A 17,734-nucleotide genomic window follows, 5' to 3' on the forward strand; every position below is an offset into this window, starting at 1 on the left:
AACAAAAGTCCCGTATCTACCGGTGAACACCCTTAGGGCGCTGGTGTAGGCGGAACGGGGGCAACGGGAGCCTCGGGCTTGGGAGGCACCACCGGCAGCAGCGCGCCGCAGCTCTCGGCGGACAACCACTGATACTCACAGGCGAATCGGGCCAGGGGCCCTCGCACCTGCCACAGCACCGCCAGCAGGATCGCCAGCACCACCAGGACCTTCACGGCGCCCGGCATGCCCTCCTCGCTGTCTTCGTCCTCCTCATCCTGGAGGTCCACGAGGGTCGAGCGGAGCTTGTCGGTGCGATCGATTCGCGAGCCCTTGGGCAGGCGCGGCTTGCGGGTGACGAGCGCGGCCAGGTCGCGCGAGAGGATCAACCGGTCATTGAGCGCCCACCCCGAGCCCTCCAGCAGCAGCGCGAGGTTGCGCCGCCGCAGCTTCAGCCACCCGAACAACCCGGCCGGCAGCATGACGATGGCGGCGATGACGACGGCCGCGGAGAAGATGTCCACCAGGGTGAGCGACTTCGTCTGCGCGACGATGAAGGCCAGCGCCGAGCCAACCGCCGCGAAGGCGATGCCACCGGCGGCCAAGAGCCCGGCGAGGCCACCCGGCTGGGCCGGAGGCGCAGCAGCAGCAGCCGCCGCCGGAGCCGGAGGAGCCCCCGCGGTGGTGACCACGGCGGTGGAGTGCGCGTACCCCTTCTCCAGCTGCGCCTCGAATGCCTTGTCCCCCGAGCTCGCCATCGCCTCGACCTTCGAGGAGATGAAGCGGCCGATGCGCTGGAAGGGCTGCGTCATCGCCTCCCACAGGGAGACGGGCTGGCGGATGACATGGGTGACGATGGCGTCGTGCTCCTTGCCGTCCACGTCGTGGAAGATGCCGCGCTTGCCGACCTCCAGGTGGTCGCTGCGCCCACGGGTGACGGGCACGGCCACCTCGTAGCCATCTCCGCCCTCCTTGGGAGTCACCTTGACGTAGAGGACGCAGGTGGTGCCCTGGCTCGTCAGCGCGATGTGCGCGTCTCGCGGTGCGGCGAGCACCGCCAGCGTGTACTTGCGTCCGCCGAGGATGAGCGTGCCCTTCTCGAAGAGCGCCTTGCGCCGGGGGGTATAGAGGTCCGGCATGCTGATGAAGTTGTTGGCGAACGGTAGCAACCACCGCTGGTAGAGCAACAAGCGCTCCAGCTCGGTGATGGCGTCCAGCTCCTCCTTGAGCGCCAGGTCCGCCTTGCACGCGGCCTCGAGGGTGCCCAGGTCCGCGTCGGAGAGGGAGGCCAGCTCCGCCAGCATGCCGCGCACGGGGTTGGCCTCGAAGCCGGCCTGCCAGGCCAGAAGCGCCTCGGCTCGGGACGACAGCTCCTTCCAGGCGGCGTCACTCAAGTGCTGCGCGTCGCCGGTGAGGGGCGCCGCTACGTCCTTGCGGAACGCCTCCAGGGCCTCGAAGGCCGGCCCGCGATACAGCCGGGCCCAGGTGAGCACCCCGGCCGGATCCACCGGAGCCACGGGCAGCACGGCCACGCCCTTCAGGAGGGCGGCGCTGTCTCCGAGCATGCCCTCCACCCGACCGGCGGGCAGCTTGAGGCTCGCGGCGGCCTCGGGCTGGGCGGCCACCAACCGACACTGGAGGAAGTACTCATCCAGCAACGGCTTCACCTCGCGGATGCGCCGGGCGCGCTCCATGCTCGGCTCGCCCCAGAGGTGCAAGGCGTCCTTCTGCCCCATGTGCGTGAGCAGCGCGGTGCGCGCCTCACGGAAGCGCTGGAGCATGGGCGCGTCGATGCCGGCCTGGCTCGCGCGGTTCTTCACCTCGGGGAAGGCGGCCATGATGCGCGAGGCCAGGGCGCGCACATTCTCCGGGAGGAAGGGCGGCGCGACGATGCCGTCTCCATTGACGCCCGCATCGCGCAGCACCTGCTCGCTGGCGCGCACCTGCGCCAGGGAGACGCGGCCCGTCTCCGAGATTTTCAGCACCGCGAGGATGCGCAGGGCGGCGGCGCGCACCTTGGCGCCCTCCGGCGAGAGCGCCTCCAGCTCGAGCACATCACTCCGGGCATCCACGCCCTTGCGGGACTGGAGGAGCTTCGCGGTGTGCTCCACGGCGGCGCGCACCTCGGCGACGCGGATGCGGCCGTTGGCGTCGCCGTCCAGGAAGGCCAGGAAGCGCGCGTCACAGTTGAACCCCGAGAGCGGGCACGCGGTGGCCATCCACTGCGTCTCGGGAATGCGGATGGCCTCGACGAGGGCATCAAAGGTGGGGATGTCGACTTGGAGCGAGCCGCCATAGCGGCGATACACGAGGGGCGCGGACATGGGCGCGGCACCCCACCACAACTCTTTTCGGAATTCACGCCTCGTGCGGGCCTGCAACCCGGCCTCGGAAGCGAGTACCAATAAAGTAACAAATCCCTCAGGAATTCCAAGGGGTTGACCAATCCATTCGCAGGCGGCACCTTGCGCCCTTCTCCTGCCCGCGAGGTTTTCATGAACGAGCCCCAGGAAGCCCTCTCCGAGCAGGCGCGGGCCGTCATCGCGGAGGAGGAGGCCCTGCTGGCGAGGGTGCTCGGCGCCATCCAGTCGGTGCGCCAGCGCTCGGGCCGGGGCCAGGACCGTGGCGACCTGCTGGAGCGACTCACCACCCTGCGAGACGAGGCGAGCACCGCCGTCGAGAGCGACCTGCCGGCCCTGTTCCAGCAGCTCGACAACACGCGCGCCCTGCTGGAGCGCGACGAGACGGTCCACCTGCCCGATCCGCATACGCCCTACTTCGCGCACCTGCGCCTGAAGCGGTACGAAAGTACCCCGCAGGAGTACCTGCTAGGGCGCACCACCTTCACGGATGCCGCCAGTGGCGTGCGCGTCATCGACTGGCGCTATGCCCCCATCGCCCGCGTCTTCTACGGCTACGAGGAGGGCGATGACTATGAGGAGTACTTCGGAGACCGGCTCTCCGAGGGCATCGTCGAGGCCCGGCGGTTGGTGGTCATCGAGCGCGGCGTGCTCACGCGCATCCGCGCGGGCTCGCTGCACCTGGAGCGGACCGCTGCGGGTGAGTGGCGGGAGGTGGGCGCCACCTCCACGCTCTCGGGAGGCGCGGGCACGGCGGTGCGCGCGGGCAGCCTCGGCGTGGGCACCGGCGAGGAGGGACGGGCCGGCCGCTTCGACGTCACCGCGCAGCTCGACTCCGAGCAGTTCGAGGCCCTGCAGGTAGGCGCGGATCAACCGCTGCTGGTGCTGGGGAGCGCCGGCAGCGGGAAGACGACGGTGGCCCTGCACCGGCTGGCGAAGCTCACCTTCGATCTGCGCGCCCGCTCCCTGCCCTCGAAGATGAAGGTGGTGGTGCCCGAGGAGGGCCTGGCACGGCTGTCCAAGCGCCTGCTCGCGCCGCTGGAGCTGCGCAACGTGTCCGTGGAGACGCTCGATGCGTGGGCCTACGCCACCGCCTGCACGGCGTTCGGGGTGAAGTCCATCGCACTGTCTCCGGACAAGCCGGCCCTCACCGCTCGGCTCAAGCGCCACCCGGCGCTGCGGCCCGTGCTGGAGAAGCGGCTCCACCTCTCGAAGAAGACGGAGCCAAACTTCAAGCGCCTCCGCAAGCGGCTGGCCGAGCTGCTCACGGACCGCACCGTGCTGGCCGAGGTGGTGGCCGCCTCGAAGGGAGACCTGCCCCTGCCCGCCATCGACGATACGGTGCGGCACACGATGCTCCAGCTGGCCACGCCGCTGGCCCAGGAGTTCGAGGGCTACCACCCCGAGTCCCTCCAGACGGTGGACGGGCTCGCGCTGGAGGAGTCCACGCCGGACGCGCTGGCGAACACCGTGGACGTGGAGGACCTGCCGCTGCTGCTCTTCCTCAAGGCGCGCTACGGGCACCTGGGCACCGAGCCGCTGGCGCACGCGGTGCTCGACGAGGCGGAGGACTTCTCGCTCTTCGAGCTGTCGGTGATGGGCCAGCAGCTCGGCAAGACCCGGAGCTGCACGCTGGCGGGAGACGAGATGCAGCAGACCACCACGAGCTTCGCGGGCTGGCCCGCTGCCCTGGCGGAGCTGGGCATCAAGGACGCGGCCACGGTGCGACTCTCGGTGTCCTATCGCTGCCCACGGCCGGTCATCGAGCTGGCGCGCCACGTGCTCGGGCCCATGGCTCCCGAGGCTCCACCGAAGAACGCGCGCGAGGGCGTGCCGGTGGGCTTCCACCACTTCCCCGAGGAGGCACAGGCGTGGCTCTTCGTCCGGGACGCGCTCAAGGACCTGCTCGAGCGGGAGCCGCGCGCCTCGGTGGCCGTCATCGCCAGCAGCCCGGAGGCCGCGCGCGCCTTCCACAAGGTGGTGGATGACATGCCCGCCGTGCGGCTGGTGCTGGAGGGCGACTTCTCGTTCGAGCCGGGCGTGGACGTCACGGACGTGGAGAGCATCAAGGGCTTGGAGTTCGACTACGTCATCCTCCCGGATGCCACGGCGCGCGCCTGGCCGCAGTCGGACGAGACGCGCCGCAAGCTCCACGTGGCCATCACCCGCGCCTCGCACCAGCTCTGGGTCATCTCCTCGGGCGTGCGCTCGCGCCTGTTGCCCGCGCCCCAAGCCTGAGGCCCGAGAATCCGTCCGCTGGAGATCACTGCGCCTCGGGGGTGTTGGGGTGCATCGGGAGTGCGGTTAGGCTGGGGCCTTCCTCAAGGAGGAATCCATATGGTGACCGAGGCCCGTCCGCCTTCCGACGTGAACGCGCAGCCCCCTGAGAGTCCCCCCGCCGCCGCCGCTGCCCCCGAGCCGCAAGCGCCCCTGACCGCCAACACCGAGGGTGCGGTCAGCGCGAAGAAGCAGGGCAAGGCGGGGGCACGCGCCAAGAAGGGCCGCACCGCGGCCAAGCGCAAGCCCGAGAAGAAGGCGCCCGCCAAGAAGGCGGCGAAGAAGGCAGCGGCCAAGAAGGGCGGCCAGTTCAAGTCCGCCGCCAAGAAGTCTTCCGCCAAGCGCACCGCGGGCAGCAAGCCCAAGGCCGCGCAGAAGAAGAACCCCAAGAAGAAGGCCCCAGCGAAGAAGGCGGCTCCGGCCAAGAAGAAGACCACGGCGAAGCGCACCGCCCGGCGCTAGCCCCACGGCCCCGGTATGGCGAGGGGCGGCGCCTGCCCCCTCGCGCATCGTCCACGCCCCGTCATGAGCTGTCCCCCTGGCGAGTTTCGCTAGGATTCGCCTCCTTCACCCTGGGAGGAGCAGAATGGCGGGGCTGGACGTGCAGGGCCGAATGGAACTTCTCCGGGCTTCTCCCGCGCTGGCGGGGTTCCTGCGAGAGCCCGAGAGCGAGTCCATCCTCCGCGCACTCGCCAAGCGGCTGCGGCCCTCTCCTCTCGAGGCGAACACCTCCCTCACGGCGCTGCCTCCGGCGCTGCGCTTCATCGTCTCGGGCCGGGTGCGCGTGGCGCGGTATGGACGATTGCTTCCGGGCAACTCCCAGCACCTGGGGGAGGGAAGCGTCCACGGCCTCCAGCATGTGGCGACATGGCTCGAGCCAGGCGCCTCACACCGGAGCCTCGCGGCGACCACCGTCACGCCCACGGACTTCCTCGAGCTGCGCCAGGAGGACTTCGAGCATGTCCCCCGCCCGCTCTTCGAGTGGCTGCTGCGGGTAGCCCAGGCGCAAGAGGTGGCCGAGGAGCTCGTCCGCGCGCTCGGCCAGGAGCCCCGGTTCGCCAACGTCTCCGAGCAGGCGCTCTTCCGGCTGGCCGAGAGCGCCTCGCTCGTGAGCGAGGACACGCGGACATTGCTGAGCCGGGGAAGCATCCCAGGCGACTTCCATGTCCTGCTCGCGGGCACCTGCCGCATCCTCCGCTCGGGCGAGTGCATCGCGTTGCTGAAAGCGCCAGCCTGCATCGGGCACAAACAGTTCCTGCTCAAGCAGCCCATGGCGGGAGACGCGGTGCTGGAGGGCTCCCAGGCGGACCGCCCGCGCGTGCTGCGCATCGACGGCGCCTCGTTCTCTCGGCTGCGCGGACAGGACCCGGGCTTCCAGCGCGCACTGCTGCGCGGAAACCCCGAGCTGTCCCCGAAGCCCACGCCCCCCGCGACCCATCAGGTGCTCGTGCTCGACAGCCACGAGCCCTTCCCCCTGCGGCGCCTGGGAGACCTCCTCGCGGAGCGACTGGCCGTACACCTCCAGGAGCACGTACACGTGCTGCGCGCCGTGAAGGGGAACTCGCCCCAGGAGCCGCCCCACTTCCGCCAGCCTCCCGGCGCGGTGAATGGCTGGGTGGCCGAGTCCGCCCGCCGCGTGCCAGCACCGGACGACTCCGTCCCCTTCCTGCCGCGCCCCGACGACTTCACGTGGGTGCCGCTGGAGCACGGGCCCGCCGGGCGCATCAACGTCACGCTGGTGGACCTGAGCGACCTGGAGCCCCCAGCGCGCTCCCGGATGCTTCAGCGGCTCGCGCGGGAGCTGGAGCCGTACCCCGACGAGCCGCTCCGGCTCATCTACGTGTCGAGCAGGCCCAACGGCTATCCCCGCGCCGACTCCCTCCCGGAGCGCGCGCGGCTCGTGCCCACCGGCGTGCTCTCCCCCACCCTGCCCGTGGGCATCCAACCCACGCTGCGCCAGGCGTTCACCGAGAAGCCCCTGGCCGAGCGGCTGAGCACGCTGCGCAAGGCCCTCACGGGCGCGAGGGACCTGGCCTCGGCCATGGGCAGCCACCTGCGGGACATGCTCAAGCCCGCCGAGCCCGAGGCCACCTGGCCCCTGGGCACCGTGCGCGTGCGCTTCCCCTCCCCGTGGCGCCTGGGCGATGTGCCCCCGAGCGTGTCCTTCTCCGAGGAGCCCGCCCTGCGAGAGACGTTCGACCGCTGGGCGCGGGCCGTCACGGACCGCCGCGTCGGGCTGGCGCTCGGCGGCGGCGGCGCCTTCGGCTACGTCCACCTGGCCCTGCTCGAACGATTGATGGAGCCTCCTCGAACGGGAGCCACGCCAGGCACGCCCGAGGAGGCCGAGTCGCTCCGGGTGCCGGTGGACATGATCTCCGGCTCCAGCTTCGGCACGGTGGTGGGCGCCTTCTACTGCGTGGCCGGCAAGCAGGGCCTGGAGCTGATGAAGAACGAGTGGCCCATGCTCGCCGCCGCCGTGCCCTTCGGCGTGGTGACGAGCGTGGGCATCCAATGGATCCTCGACGCCATCCTCGGCCCGGTGAAGCTGGAGCAGCTCGAGGTGCCCCTGTTCCCCGTGGTGGTGGACGCCGACGCGGGCGTGGAGTGGGACGTGCGCCAGGGCACCGTGGGCTATGGCATCCGTGCCAGCGGCTCCTTCCCGCCGGCCATGGGCCCGCTCATCTCCCTCAACCGGCGCCTGCTCGACGGCGGCTTCGTGGCCAACGTGCCGGTGAATGTCCTGCGCACCGAGGGCGCGGGCCTGCTCATCGCCTCCAACCCCATCCCCCGCGTGGCTCCGCGCAACCGCACCTTCCCGCGCCTGCGGCTGCTGGGCGCCCTGTGGCGCCAGGTGAACCCGCTGCTGCGCGTGGAGGACTCCTACCGGATGCTCACGCTGATCGGCCGGGTGGCGGGTGAGTCCCAGAGCCGCGCCGAGGGCATGGTGGTGTACCGACCCAAGTACAACTCCGGCTCCCTGGTGGGGATGAACAAGGGAGCCCGCGTCAGCGAGGAGGCCGAGCAGAGCCTCGAGCTGGGCCAGGCCATCCTCGAGGCCCGCGCCCTGTGGCGCTCGCGCCTCAACAACCCCGTCTCCCGCATCCGGTGGGACGCGCCATCGAGCCCGGTGGTGCTGAACGAGCCCGTGCTCTTCGACGGGGCGCACCTCGACCCGGTGAGCCAGCGCACCCTGCTGGCCGAGCTGGTGGACTTCCTCCAGCACCGAAAGAGCATCTCCGCATTCACGATCGTGGCCACCGGGCTGACGCGGCACGAGGCGGACGCACGCGCGCGGGCGCTCCGGGACTACCTCATCGAGTCCTGCGTGCCCCAGCCGCCGGAGCAGGTGAAGTCCCGGGGCGAAGTCCTGGCGCAGCAGCCGGGACCGGGCAGCCGGGTGACGCTCGAGGTGGAGAGCGGCCAGGTGGCCTCCGGGTACGCCATGCGGATGGAGGAGTCCTGGCGTGAGCAGAAGGAGCTGGCGCGCCGGGCCCTCGCGGATGCCCAGGCCCGGCGGCTGCACCTGGCCTCGGAGCGACAGGGTCGGACCGGAGACCCCGATCTGGCGCGACTGCTCGCGCTGGAGGCCGTGCGGCTGGATCGCTCCGCCGAAACGGACCGGGCGTTGCGAGCGGTGCTCGATCGCCGGGGCACCCTGCTGCGTCACTTCCAGGCCGAGGTCTCCGCCCTCTGCCTCTCCTGGAGCCCCGATGGCCAGCAGCTGGTGGTGGGCTACAAGGACGGCGCGCTCCGGCTCTGGGACGTGGCGCGGGAGGAGCCGCTCTGGGACGGCATGGGCCACGAGGGCGGCACGGACGTGGCGACCAACACCGTGGCCTGGGCTCCCTCGGGACAGGTGCTGGCCAGCACCGGCAACGACTCCCAGCTCGTGCTGTGGTCGCCCACCCCCGAGGGACTCGTGCCTCGGCAGTCCGAGTACGTGAACACGTGGAATCATTGGGGGCTCGCCTTCTCCCCGTCGGGGGGACACCTGCTCGCTCCCTTCGCCGCGAGCGAGTTCGGCAAACGGTACGCGGCGGTCCTCCAGCTGAGTCGCCGGGGCACGCTCTCCGCGCTGCCGGGCGAGAACCTGCCCGAGTTCTCCATCGAATCCGCCGCGTGGGCCCCCGACACACGCAGCCCCAGGTTCGCCACCGTGGACAAGGACTCGGGCAAGGTCGCCGTTTGGAGCGTGTCGAAGGCGGGCGTGGAGCGGCACCAGGAGTTCTCGTTCCCAGGAGCGCGCAGGCTCGCCTGGAAGCCCGATGGAGAGGCGCTGGTGGTGGGAGGGGCTGGCGGGGCCTGCATCCTCCGCCCGGGCACGCGGACCGAGCCACTGCGGCTCGACACGCACGGCCTCGAGGTCGAGCGGGTGGAGTGGAGCTCGGACGGCAAGCGCGTGCTGGCCACCATCTCCGAGGGCGGCACGCTGTACGTCTGGGATGCATCGGGCGCGCTGCTGACGGTGATCCGCGTGGAGACCGAAGGGCTCCTCCAGGAGGTCCGCTGCCACCCCACCCGGCCCGAAGTGGCCCTCACGTGGGGCGGTGAGGCGGCCTGTGTCTGGGATGTCTCGACGGGCCGGCAGCTCGCATGGCTCGGCGGGCACACGGGGAAGATCAACGAGGCGCGCTGGAGCACGGAGGGAGCGCGCGTGGCCACCGCCAGCCACGACGGCTCGGTGCGCATCTGGGAGCCCTTCGGCGGAGGCCCGGAGCGCTACCCCTGGAGCGCGGTGGAGGAGCAGCGCACGCCCGTCGGCTCGAGGAAGCGCTTCCACTGGCCCTCGGAGGGCTTGGCGCTGCCCCTCGACGCGGGAGAGAGTGGCCGGGTCTGGGTCTCCTCGCCGACCCCGGGTGGCGAGCGCATCGTTCCCGTACGCTCCCCGCGAGACGGGCGCCTGGTCTTGAAACCCTGGAGGCGCGGCAAGCCGTTGCCGGCGGGCGCCCTGCCCGAGTGGACCGATGCCATCTCCCTCCACTGGAGTCCGGATGGGAGTCAGGTGGCGCTGCGTGAGCCAGAGTGCATCTCGCTCTGGGATGCGACGACCTGGAAGCTGCGAGCGGAGTACGCGCCCTCGGGGCTCGGCGCCACCCGAGTGGCGTGGGACCGCTCCGGCAAGCGCCTGGCCATTGGCCGATTCGTGGCCGGGTGGTCCGCGGTGATGCTGTGGGAGCCGGCACGCGAGCCCGAGCCGGTGCCTCTGGAAGGAGCGCAAGAGTCAGACGGAGTGTGGGACCTCGCCTGGAGCCCGGATGGAAGGCAGCTCGCCACCGCGTGCAACGACTCCTATGTCCGGGTCTACAGCGTTCCCCGCAGGGGAGCGTCCGCGAACCTGGTGCTGAGCATCCACCACTGGTTCGCGCCCTATCGGGTGGCCTGGAACCCTCGAGGTGATCTGCTGGCGTGCGGCGATGAGAGCGGCGCGGTGGAGATCTGGAACATCGAGGGAAGGGACCTCGTCGCCAGCCCCCAGCTTCGCCGCAAGCGCATCCGGCACCTCGTGTGGAGCCCGAATGGCGCGCACCTGTTCTCCGCGGACATGAACGGGCGCGCGCTGCTCTGGGGGCGCAACGAAGAGGACGCGTGGGTGACGGCGGCGGTGCTGGACACCGAGCCGGCCCGGCTGCACTGGGCCGCCTTCAGCGAGGACGGCGCGTGGGTGCTGGCGATGGAGCACGACGGGAGGGTGCGGCTCCATCCGGTGGATCTCGACACACTGGCAGGCCGGGTGGCGGAGCGTCCCGGGCGCAAGGAGCTCACCCCCGCGGAACGCGCGCAGTACCTGGGCGGTGGCGCCAGCGCGCCTAGCCCGGCAGCCGCTTCTGCATTCTCAGCAACCCGTAGGCGGCGAGGGTCGAGCCGTCCTTGATGCGGCCTTCGCGAACGAAGGCCTCGAACTGTTCGACGGACACCCGGGTACACACCAGGTCTCCCTCCTCGGGAGAGAGCTGCTGTGGCCCCGGAGATAGCTCCTCGGCCAGGAACACGTGCATGCCCTGGTTGGAGTAGCCGGGGGCATTGAAGACGTGCCCGAGGTACGTCATGCGCTTGGCGACCAACCCGGTCTCCTCCTGGAGTTCGCCCGCGGCGATGGTCTCGGGAGGCACGAAGTCCGGCTTGCTGACGACGCAGCGTCTCGATGGTCATGGCACCGGACTCTAAACGCTCGGGTTCCACCACACCTTGCCCTTGCCCTCGATGGCGAGCGCGGCGCGGCGGCGCACGTCGGCGAGCTGCTCAAGCGTCAGGCGCTGGAAGGCCGCAGCAGCGGTGAGCGCGGCATCCTGCTCGTTGGTGAAGCTCATGCCGAGCAGCGCGACATCCGGATCCACTGTGAGCGTGTAGTGGACGCACTCCTCCACGGAGAGGTGCGGCAGGGAAGGCGTGGAGGACTCATGCCCTCCAGAGCTCACCTTGCCACGCGGACGGGCCTCGAGCGGTCGCCCGTAGCCCTCGGTGTCCCCCAGCAGCTTGCCCGCGCCGAAGGTCTTGAAGCACACCGTGCCCACGCCCTTCTCTCGCGCCAGCGGGAGGATCTCTTCCACATAGCGAGGGTGGCAGAAGGGGCCCACCGGGAACATCACCACGTCACACAGCCCCGTCTCCAACGCCGCGCGCAGCACGTCCGGATGATGGCTGGAGATACCTCGGAAGCGCGCCTTGCCCGCTTGGATGCAGCGGCCCAGCTCCGCCATGCCTCCGTCGGGCGCGGCCAGCCGCTCCCAGACCGCCAGCTCCGAGACGTTGTGGAAGACGAAGAGATCCACCGCGTCCAGCTTCAACCGGCCCAGGCTTGTCTCGACCTGCGGCGTCACCGGCTGATCCAGGAAGTCGATCTTGTCGATGACGAACATCTCTTCGCGCCGGCCGCGCAGCGCCGCACCGACGATCTCCTCGCTGTAGCCGTCCTCGTAGCCCGGGGCGGTGTCGACGAGGTTGAGCCCTGAGTCCATGGCCCGGCGCAGCGTCGCCACACACTGGTCGAGCGGGACCGTGCGGTCCGCGAGATCTCCAATCCCCACCGCCGTCACCCGAAAGCCCGTGCGCCCGAGCTCCCGGCGAGGCTGAAAGCGAGGAAGAGGACGTCCATCCGCCACGGCTCACCTCCAAGTCAAAGCCGGACCATTACGTCACACGCCGTCCAACGTGTCTCCCGACCTTTCGAGCCTCATTGCGCCCGTGAACAGACTCCGCTCCGGACACGGGAACCCGTGGCGTAGAATCGCCGCATGGCCGAACGCGATGCCGTACTCGAGCGGGTCCGAAAGCTCTGTCTCTCCCTGCCGGATGTCTTCGAGACCCAGTCCTGGGGTCACCCCAACTGGAAGGCGGGCAAGCGCATCTTCGCGGCGTTCAACCACTACCGCGGGCACGACTGCATCGCCTTTCTGGCCGAGGTGGGCTTTCGCGACGTCCTGGTGCGGGACGAGCGCTTCTTCGATGGCGGCTACGGGCGCGGCGACAAGACGTGGGTGTGCCTCAAGACCGACGTGGGTCGCCTGAACTGGAAGGAAGTGGAGCAACTGCTCACCCAGTCTCACCGGCTCGCGTGGAGCCCGCCCAAGGCGCCCCGGAAGGCGGCAGCCGCGAAGAAGCCCGCGACGCGCCCTCGCCGGACGCGGACTCCGAAGTAGAACCTCTACACAGTGACACCGGCTTCGAGCTCGCCCTGCCCTGAGCCGCGCTACACCGTGCGGAGCTTCCACCGGCCCCGACGGAAGAGCACGATGCTCACCATGGCGAGCAGGCCGTAGCTGATGGTGACGGAGAGGAACGCGCCCGTGGGCCCCATCCCCGCTGTATGCGCCAGCACCCAGGCCAGCGGCAGCTCCACCACCCAGAAGCAGCTGATGTTGATGAGCGTGGGCGTCGTCGTGTCTCCCGCGCCGTTGAAGGCCTGCTCGAGCACCATGCCGAAGGCGTAGAAGAGGAAGCCCGCGCTGACGATGCGCAGGCACTGCACCCCGTACGCGGCCGAGGCCTCATCCTGGGTGAAGAGGCCGATGATCGGCCTGGCGAAGATGATGAACAGCACCCCCTGGCTGCCCAGGAAGATCATGTTGTAGCGGGCCGCGGTCCACACCGCCTGCGCGCCGCGCTCGGGCTTCTTCGCGCCCAGGCTCTGGCCGACCAGGGTGGCCGCCGCGTTGCCCAGCCCCCACGAGGGCAGCAGCGCGAAGAGGATGATGCGCATGGCGATGGTGTAGCCGGCGATGGCCGTGCTGCCAAAGGAGGAGACGATGCGCGCCAGCACCAGCCAGCTCGTGGTGCTCACGAACGCCTGGAACATGCCCAGGCCCGACAGGCGCAACATGGCGAGCATCGTCCCCGGCTCCAGGCGCAGGTGCTCGCGGCGCACCCGCAGGTGGCCACTGCCTCGCGACAGCCGATAGAGCTGGTACACCACGCCCAGGGTGCGCCCGAGCGAGGTGCCCACCGCCGCGCCCGTCACCCCCAGCTCCGGGAAGGGCCCCCACCCGAAGATGAAGCACGGGGCGAGGATGATGTTGAGGATGTTGGCCAGCCACAGCACGCGCATGGCAATGGCCGCATCGCCCGCGCCTCGGAAGATGGCATTGATGAGGAACAGCAGGACGACGCTGCTCATGCTGGCCAGGGTGATCTGCGTGTAATGCACGCCGTGCTCCAGCACCCAGGACGAGCCGCCCATGAGCGCGAGCAGCGGCCGAGCGAAGAAGGCGCCCGCCAATGAGAGGGGCACTCCGAGCAGCACGCCCAACCCGATGGCCTGCACGGCGGTGCGCGCGGCCTGCTCGGGGTCCTTCTCGCCGATGCGGCGGGCCACCATGGCCGTGGCGCCGATGCTCAGTCCCAAGGCCACGGCATAGATGAGCACGAGCATGGACTCGGTGAGGCCCACGGTGGCCACCGCGTCCGGCCCGAGCCGGCCGACGAGGAAGACGTCCACCACGGCGAAGATGGACTCCATCACCGTCTCCAGCACCATGGGGACGGAGAGCAGGAAGATGGCCCGGCCCAGGGGCCCTTCCGTGAAGTCCTGGTCCGAGCCGTGGAGGGATTCCTTCAGCGAGGCCCAGAGGCTCTGGGGCTGCTCCGCTTTCGTGGGTGGTGTCTCCGCCATGTCGCCCTTCCTCGCCACGCCGCACTCGGCGGTGGGCTCGGCCCCTCTGCCTACTTCGATTCGGTTCTCTTCATCTGAGCGAGGAACAGGCCCATGCAATGAAAGGCCAGCCCCATCCCCCACCCCAGCGCGGGCCACTGCACCCACCAGCCCGGCCCCGTCATGATGTCCACGATGGAGAGCCCGCTGATGACGATGCCATAGCTCATGCCATGGGCCGCCAGCCCGATGCGCGCGCCCCGGCTCAGCGTGGGCGTCTTGCCCGTCCTCGACTTCTGGGCTCTCGCGGCGAGGACCTGCTCCACGGCCTCCTCGCTCACGCCCAGCTCGCGGGCCATGGCGAGCAGCTCTTCGCGCGTGAGCTGGCGATCGCCTTGGGCCGAGAGCATGTGCGAGGTGGCCTCGCGGATGATCTCCGCCACCTCGGCCTGGGTGAAGCGCGATGGGTGTTGCCGGGTGTCAGCCATTCTGGGCGGCAGACCCTAGCCGACGCGGCCCCTGGGGTCGATCCATCCCCGGGGGGGTGCCGCTCAGTTCAGCGGCTCTCCGGTCTTCTTCTTGTACCAGTCGAACGGACTCATCACCTGGACGTGCGACCCATTGGCGCCCGCCTCCACGCCGACGGGGAAGCCGGACACCTTCACCAGCAGCACGGCGCGGGGGGCGCCCTCGGCGCTCTCCGCCTTTCCGCGCACCTCGAGGCCCTCGCCCTTGGCGTAGAGCTGGCTCACCTTGGCGCCCTCCTCTCCGAGGCTCACGGTGCCGGAGAGCGACAGGTTGTTGGCGGTGAGCAGAGGCGAGAGCAGCTTGGGCAGGGCGCCCTTGTGGGTGAGCAGGGTGACGAAGGGGACGGCATTGGAGAAGCTGCCGGTGAAGCGCCCCTTGAAGGTGAGCGGTGACAAGGTGAGGGTGGCCTCGGGGAAGGCCAGGGTGCCATCCCAGCCGCGCGCACCGTCCTGCCCCGTGCGTACGGTGACCTCTCGCAGGTCGAGCCGGCTTCCGTGCAGCGTCACCGTGTGCCGGTCGCCGACGGGCTTCAGCGCGGTGGCGTTCAGGTGAGCGCTTCCGCGCATCAGGACTCCGCCCCAGTGGGCCTGGAACTGCTCCGTGTTCAGCGCCAGGCGAGCCGTGCCGCTGCCCTTCTCCGGATTGGCCTGGGAGGAGACCTCCAGCGTGGCGAGGCCGGACTGCACCTGGAAGGAGGGACCGAGCCACGCGTTGAGCATCTTGAGTTCCAACGGGTGGCTTCGCGTCGCGTGGAGCTCGAGGTGAACGTCCGGCAGGGACTCGCCCAGACGAGGGGCCTTCGCACCCATCAGGACGAGCAGCTCCGGCGTCTCCAGGGGCGGGCCCGCTTTGCCCTCCAGCCGCACGGGCCCCAGCGTGAGCTTGAGCCCCAGCCGCTCCGAGCCGTCTTCCTGCGTGTAGACGTCCGAGTGGAAGCGCCAGGGAGCCTTCAAGCGCAGCGCGCCCAAGGGCACCACGAGCGGCTCTCCCGAGCCCTTGAGCTGGGTGCCCATCGCGAGGCGGCCCTCCTTCACATGGAGCTCCGCATCGATCCTTCCCTTGCCTCCTCGCAGGGGGATTCCGGGGAAGCGGGGCGAGAGCGGCTGGAGCTCTTCGAGCGAGGGGAAGTTGACGGCGAACTGGAGCCGGCCTTCCTTCACGCCGGTGATGAGGTCGATTCCGTCATCGGCCCCTTGGCGTTGCGCCTCGATGGTGAACTCGGCCGAGCCCTGCTCCACGCTCGCGACGGCGTCGCCCTGGAAAGCGAACTGGCCCGGTCCGATGCGGACCCGCACGTCCTTGGCGGAGATGCGCTGCCGAGGCAGCAGCTCCAGGCTGCCGGTGGCCTCGGTGATTCCCGTGAGGCTGACGTTCGTCCACTCCAACACGCGGACCTCCTGGACGCGCACGGCGTGCAACAACAGCTCCCAGGGTTCTGACTTTGAATTCGAAGAAGAGGGGCTCCGAGGCTTCTCCGCGCCCGCCTCCTCGGTGCCCGGTTGGATGCGGACATGCAGCCCTCGCACGTCCAAGGACTCGGTTCTCAGTTGCTTCCGGAACAAGGAGAAGAGGGCCAGGTCCACCTCAACTTCTTCCATCTCGAGCTGCCACTGGGTGCCAGGGGCTCCTTCGTTTCGCAGCTTCAGGTTGCGGACGTGGACATCGCCGGGCACGAGGCTCCAGGCCTGACTCCATTCCACCTTCAGGTTCTTGGCGGAGCGATTGATCACCGTGGCCAGGAGCCCGGTGGCCAGCACGGTGTTGTAGAGCAGCTCCAGGACGACGAGGACTCCGAAGCCCCACGCGAGCGGACGGCGCCACTTCAGAAAGAGGCGGGACACAGGCTGCAGGGACGGGGGCGGCATCCACCGGTTCTTTCAGGGGGGCCCCCTGGGCACAAGCCGCGCGTGGCCGGGCTCCCTCCTTGTGGACAGAAGTCAACGCGACTCAGGGGACCCCGGACCCGAGACGTATTCCTCGGTGGGCACCAGCTTCATGTTCGTCAGCCCATGCCGCTGGACAAACTCCGTGAAGCGCTCCGAAACGAGGATACGACCTTGGAGTCCACGGGGGCGGAACACGTCCTCGCCCTGCCATGTCCCTGGCTCCAAGGTGAAGCCGTGGAGGGTGTCGACTCCGGGACTGCGGCACTCCGGGCAGGAGAGGGGCCTGTTGCGGCGCAGGTGGCTCCGTCCCTCGTCCACGGCCCCCCGTCCGAAGCAAGCGGTCACCGCGACGTAGCGAGGCACAGCGCCCACGTGGAGCCTCTTGTGCTTCCTGCGCACACGCACCACCTCTACGGGGTGAAAGCCGAGCAGCCCGGTCAGCCCATCGGCTCGAAAAGCCTCGGCCATGCGCTCGGAAATGAGTCGGTCATACCCAGGGCCTTCCATGAAGTCGCCGAGGCTCTGGCCATGCAGTTCCAACTCGACACGGTAGGGCGGCAACCATGTCAACATGCCCATGGGGTCGCCGCACCGTGGGCAATGCGGGGCATCTCCTCGGCTGACAGGCGCGGCCTTGTCGAACCGGGTGTCATGGGGTCCGCGCATGTCCTCATCGAGGACGAAGAAGCGCGAGCCTAGAGACACCTCAGAAGCCATGAGGAAACCTCTCGAGCATCTCCGGGCGGTTGTAGATCTCTCGCAGTTTCGCCATCAACTGCGCTGGCGTTGCAGCGGGGTTGTTCTCAAGCCACTTGATGACCTCAGCGTCCACATCACGGTGCCATTGCTGGTAGCCGCAGTGAGACTCTTTGTCCTTTGCCTGGGTCTTCAAGCGTTCGTCCCGAGGCTCGTACAGCCCACGGAGTGTCTTATGGTCTTCCAGCGCCTTGGCGATTGGCCGGGAGATGATGTGGTGATTCTGGCCCTTGCAGTTGGGGGGCTCATCCGAAGCTTCTGCTTCAGCAGCTTTGGACTCGGAGGACGCGTTGGCCTCTGCATCCTCTTTTTCTCCACCTTCTTCCTCAACGACCTTCAGTGCCTCCCGCCTCAGTGCTGACTTCGCAAGCTCTGCCTGAATCTCTCTAGCCTTCTCTGGGTTGATCTTCGCCAGCTCCTGGCAACTCGAAAGCCTCCCCTGCTTGCAGAAGGACACCAGCGTGCCTTCTCCTGGAACAGCTGGAGCCTGCGCGACGAGAAGGAGCAACAAGAGCGAGAGCATTCGCGTCATCCTACAATGACCATTGAGCCCGGCTTTCGGAGTCGAGCCGCCAGCCCTCCGTGCGAATGCGATTCAGTTGCCGCACCCGTCAACCGCACTGCCAGTGGAAACGGCCCTCGTGCTCCGCGGGACAGACGAAGAGGTAGCCCACGCTCGCGTCTCCGAAGTTGAGTTCGCCCTCCTGATCGTTGAGCTGGGCCACGAAGCGCATGGGCTTGTGGCACTTGCGGCACTTCTGCGGCTCTGCTGACTGGAGCCAGCCGGGATAGCCGCCCACCTTGTCGGCTCCCACCGGCCGAACCAGAACTTGTTGAAGCCGTCCTCTCGGAAGATCAGGAAG

Annotated in this window: 13 protein-coding genes; 4 read left to right on the forward strand and 9 right to left on the reverse strand. The window is 69.4% G+C overall.

Features of this window, described 5'->3' with window-relative positions:
* Nucleotides 1–32 precede the first annotated feature (32 nt).
* Nucleotides 33–2,303 carry a kinesin gene (locus tag SYV04_RS27390; RefSeq protein WP_321548870.1) on the reverse strand — a complete coding sequence of 757 codons (2,271 nt, stop codon included), beginning with the start codon at nucleotides 2,301–2,303 and terminating at the stop codon, nucleotides 33–35.
* Nucleotides 2,304–2,474: 171 nt separating this feature from the next.
* Here SYV04_RS27390 and SYV04_RS27395 point away from each other — a divergent pair, with 171 nt between their 5' ends.
* The 3 genes from SYV04_RS27395 to SYV04_RS27405 all read left to right on the forward strand — a co-directional run bounded on the left by SYV04_RS27395 (nucleotide 2,475) and on the right by SYV04_RS27405 (nucleotide 10,488).
* Nucleotides 2,475–4,577: an ATP-binding domain-containing protein gene (locus SYV04_RS27395; protein ID WP_321548871.1), complete on the forward strand. Its 2,103-nt coding sequence runs from the start codon at nucleotides 2,475–2,477 to the stop codon at nucleotides 4,575–4,577.
* 99 nt (nucleotides 4,578–4,676) lie between these two features.
* Complete coding sequence (locus SYV04_RS27400; protein WP_321548872.1) at nucleotides 4,677–5,078, forward strand: hypothetical protein; 402 nt, start codon at nucleotides 4,677–4,679, stop codon at nucleotides 5,076–5,078.
* A 124-nt stretch (nucleotides 5,079–5,202) separates the two neighbouring features.
* Nucleotides 5,203–10,488, forward strand: a complete 5,286-nt coding sequence (locus SYV04_RS27405) for a WD40 domain-containing protein (protein ID WP_321548873.1) — start codon at nucleotides 5,203–5,205, stop codon at nucleotides 10,486–10,488.
* Here the strand turns inward: SYV04_RS27405 and SYV04_RS27410 are convergent.
* Nucleotides 10,424–10,726 carry an NUDIX hydrolase gene (locus SYV04_RS27410; protein ID WP_321548874.1) on the reverse strand — a complete coding sequence of 101 codons (303 nt, stop codon included), beginning with the start codon at nucleotides 10,724–10,726 and terminating at the stop codon, nucleotides 10,424–10,426. The genes SYV04_RS27405 and SYV04_RS27410 overlap by 65 nt on opposite strands.
* A 51-nt stretch (nucleotides 10,727–10,777) precedes the next feature.
* A complete protein-coding gene (locus SYV04_RS27415) occupies nucleotides 10,778–11,716 on the reverse strand; it encodes an aldo/keto reductase (RefSeq protein WP_321548875.1) in 939 nt (312 codons plus the stop codon).
* A 132-nt stretch (nucleotides 11,717–11,848) separates the two neighbouring features.
* Between SYV04_RS27415 and SYV04_RS27420 the strand changes: the two genes are divergently transcribed.
* Entirely contained in the window at nucleotides 11,849–12,253 is a 405-nt protein-coding gene (locus SYV04_RS27420; protein WP_321548876.1) for an MmcQ/YjbR family DNA-binding protein, read from the forward strand.
* A gap of 50 nt (nucleotides 12,254–12,303) precedes the next feature.
* Here SYV04_RS27420 and SYV04_RS27425 read toward each other — a convergent pair whose 3' ends face one another.
* From SYV04_RS27425 to SYV04_RS27450, 6 genes are all read right to left on the reverse strand, one after another.
* Complete coding sequence (locus tag SYV04_RS27425; RefSeq protein WP_321548877.1) at nucleotides 12,304–13,722, reverse strand: MATE family efflux transporter; 1,419 nt, start codon at nucleotides 13,720–13,722, stop codon at nucleotides 12,304–12,306.
* A 50-nt stretch (nucleotides 13,723–13,772) separates the two neighbouring features.
* Nucleotides 13,773–14,189, reverse strand: coding sequence for a 2TM domain-containing protein (locus SYV04_RS27430; RefSeq protein ID WP_321548878.1), 417 nt, complete (start codon nucleotides 14,187–14,189; stop codon nucleotides 13,773–13,775).
* A gap of 63 nt (nucleotides 14,190–14,252) precedes the next feature.
* On the reverse strand, nucleotides 14,253–16,094 hold the full coding sequence (locus SYV04_RS27435; RefSeq protein ID WP_321548879.1) for an AsmA family protein: 1,842 nt from the start codon (nucleotides 16,092–16,094) through the stop codon (nucleotides 14,253–14,255).
* Nucleotides 16,095–16,166: 72 nt separating this feature from the next.
* Complete coding sequence (locus tag SYV04_RS27440; protein WP_321548880.1) at nucleotides 16,167–16,832, reverse strand: hypothetical protein; 666 nt, start codon at nucleotides 16,830–16,832, stop codon at nucleotides 16,167–16,169.
* On the reverse strand, nucleotides 16,822–17,394 hold the full coding sequence (locus SYV04_RS27445) for a Wall-associated protein precursor (RefSeq protein WP_321548881.1): 573 nt from the start codon (nucleotides 17,392–17,394) through the stop codon (nucleotides 16,822–16,824). The genes SYV04_RS27440 and SYV04_RS27445 overlap by 11 nt, the downstream gene beginning before the upstream one ends.
* Nucleotides 17,395–17,482: 88 nt before the next feature.
* The gene (locus tag SYV04_RS27450) at nucleotides 17,483–17,686 is read right to left on the reverse strand and encodes a hypothetical protein (protein WP_321548882.1); all 204 of its coding nucleotides are present in this window, start codon (nucleotides 17,684–17,686) and stop codon (nucleotides 17,483–17,485) included.
* Nucleotides 17,687–17,734 lie beyond the last annotated feature (48 nt).

The organism is Hyalangium ruber, from assembly GCF_034259325.1.
Classification (GTDB): domain Bacteria; phylum Myxococcota; class Myxococcia; order Myxococcales; family Myxococcaceae; genus Hyalangium_A; species Hyalangium_A rubrum.

Excerpts from the sequence above, each read along its gene's own strand:
- SYV04_RS27390 (WP_321548870.1), bottom strand. The coding sequence starts at position 2,303 with ATGTCCGCGCCCCTCGTGTATCGCCGCTATGGCGGCTCGCTCCAAGTC.
- SYV04_RS27395 (WP_321548871.1), top strand. The coding sequence starts at position 2,475 with ATGAACGAGCCCCAGGAAGCCCTCTCCGAGCAGGCGCGGGCCGTCATC.
- SYV04_RS27400 (WP_321548872.1), top strand. The coding sequence starts at position 4,677 with ATGGTGACCGAGGCCCGTCCGCCTTCCGACGTGAACGCGCAGCCCCCT.
- SYV04_RS27405 (WP_321548873.1), top strand. The coding sequence starts at position 5,203 with ATGGCGGGGCTGGACGTGCAGGGCCGAATGGAACTTCTCCGGGCTTCT.
- SYV04_RS27420 (WP_321548876.1), top strand. The coding sequence starts at position 11,849 with ATGGCCGAACGCGATGCCGTACTCGAGCGGGTCCGAAAGCTCTGTCTC.
- SYV04_RS27425 (WP_321548877.1), bottom strand. The coding sequence starts at position 13,722 with ATGGCGGAGACACCACCCACGAAAGCGGAGCAGCCCCAGAGCCTCTGG.
- SYV04_RS27430 (WP_321548878.1), bottom strand. The coding sequence starts at position 14,189 with ATGGCTGACACCCGGCAACACCCATCGCGCTTCACCCAGGCCGAGGTG.
- SYV04_RS27435 (WP_321548879.1), bottom strand. The coding sequence starts at position 16,094 with ATGCCGCCCCCGTCCCTGCAGCCTGTGTCCCGCCTCTTTCTGAAGTGG.
- SYV04_RS27440 (WP_321548880.1), bottom strand. The coding sequence starts at position 16,832 with ATGGCTTCTGAGGTGTCTCTAGGCTCGCGCTTCTTCGTCCTCGATGAG.
- SYV04_RS27445 (WP_321548881.1), bottom strand. The coding sequence starts at position 17,394 with ATGCTCTCGCTCTTGTTGCTCCTTCTCGTCGCGCAGGCTCCAGCTGTT.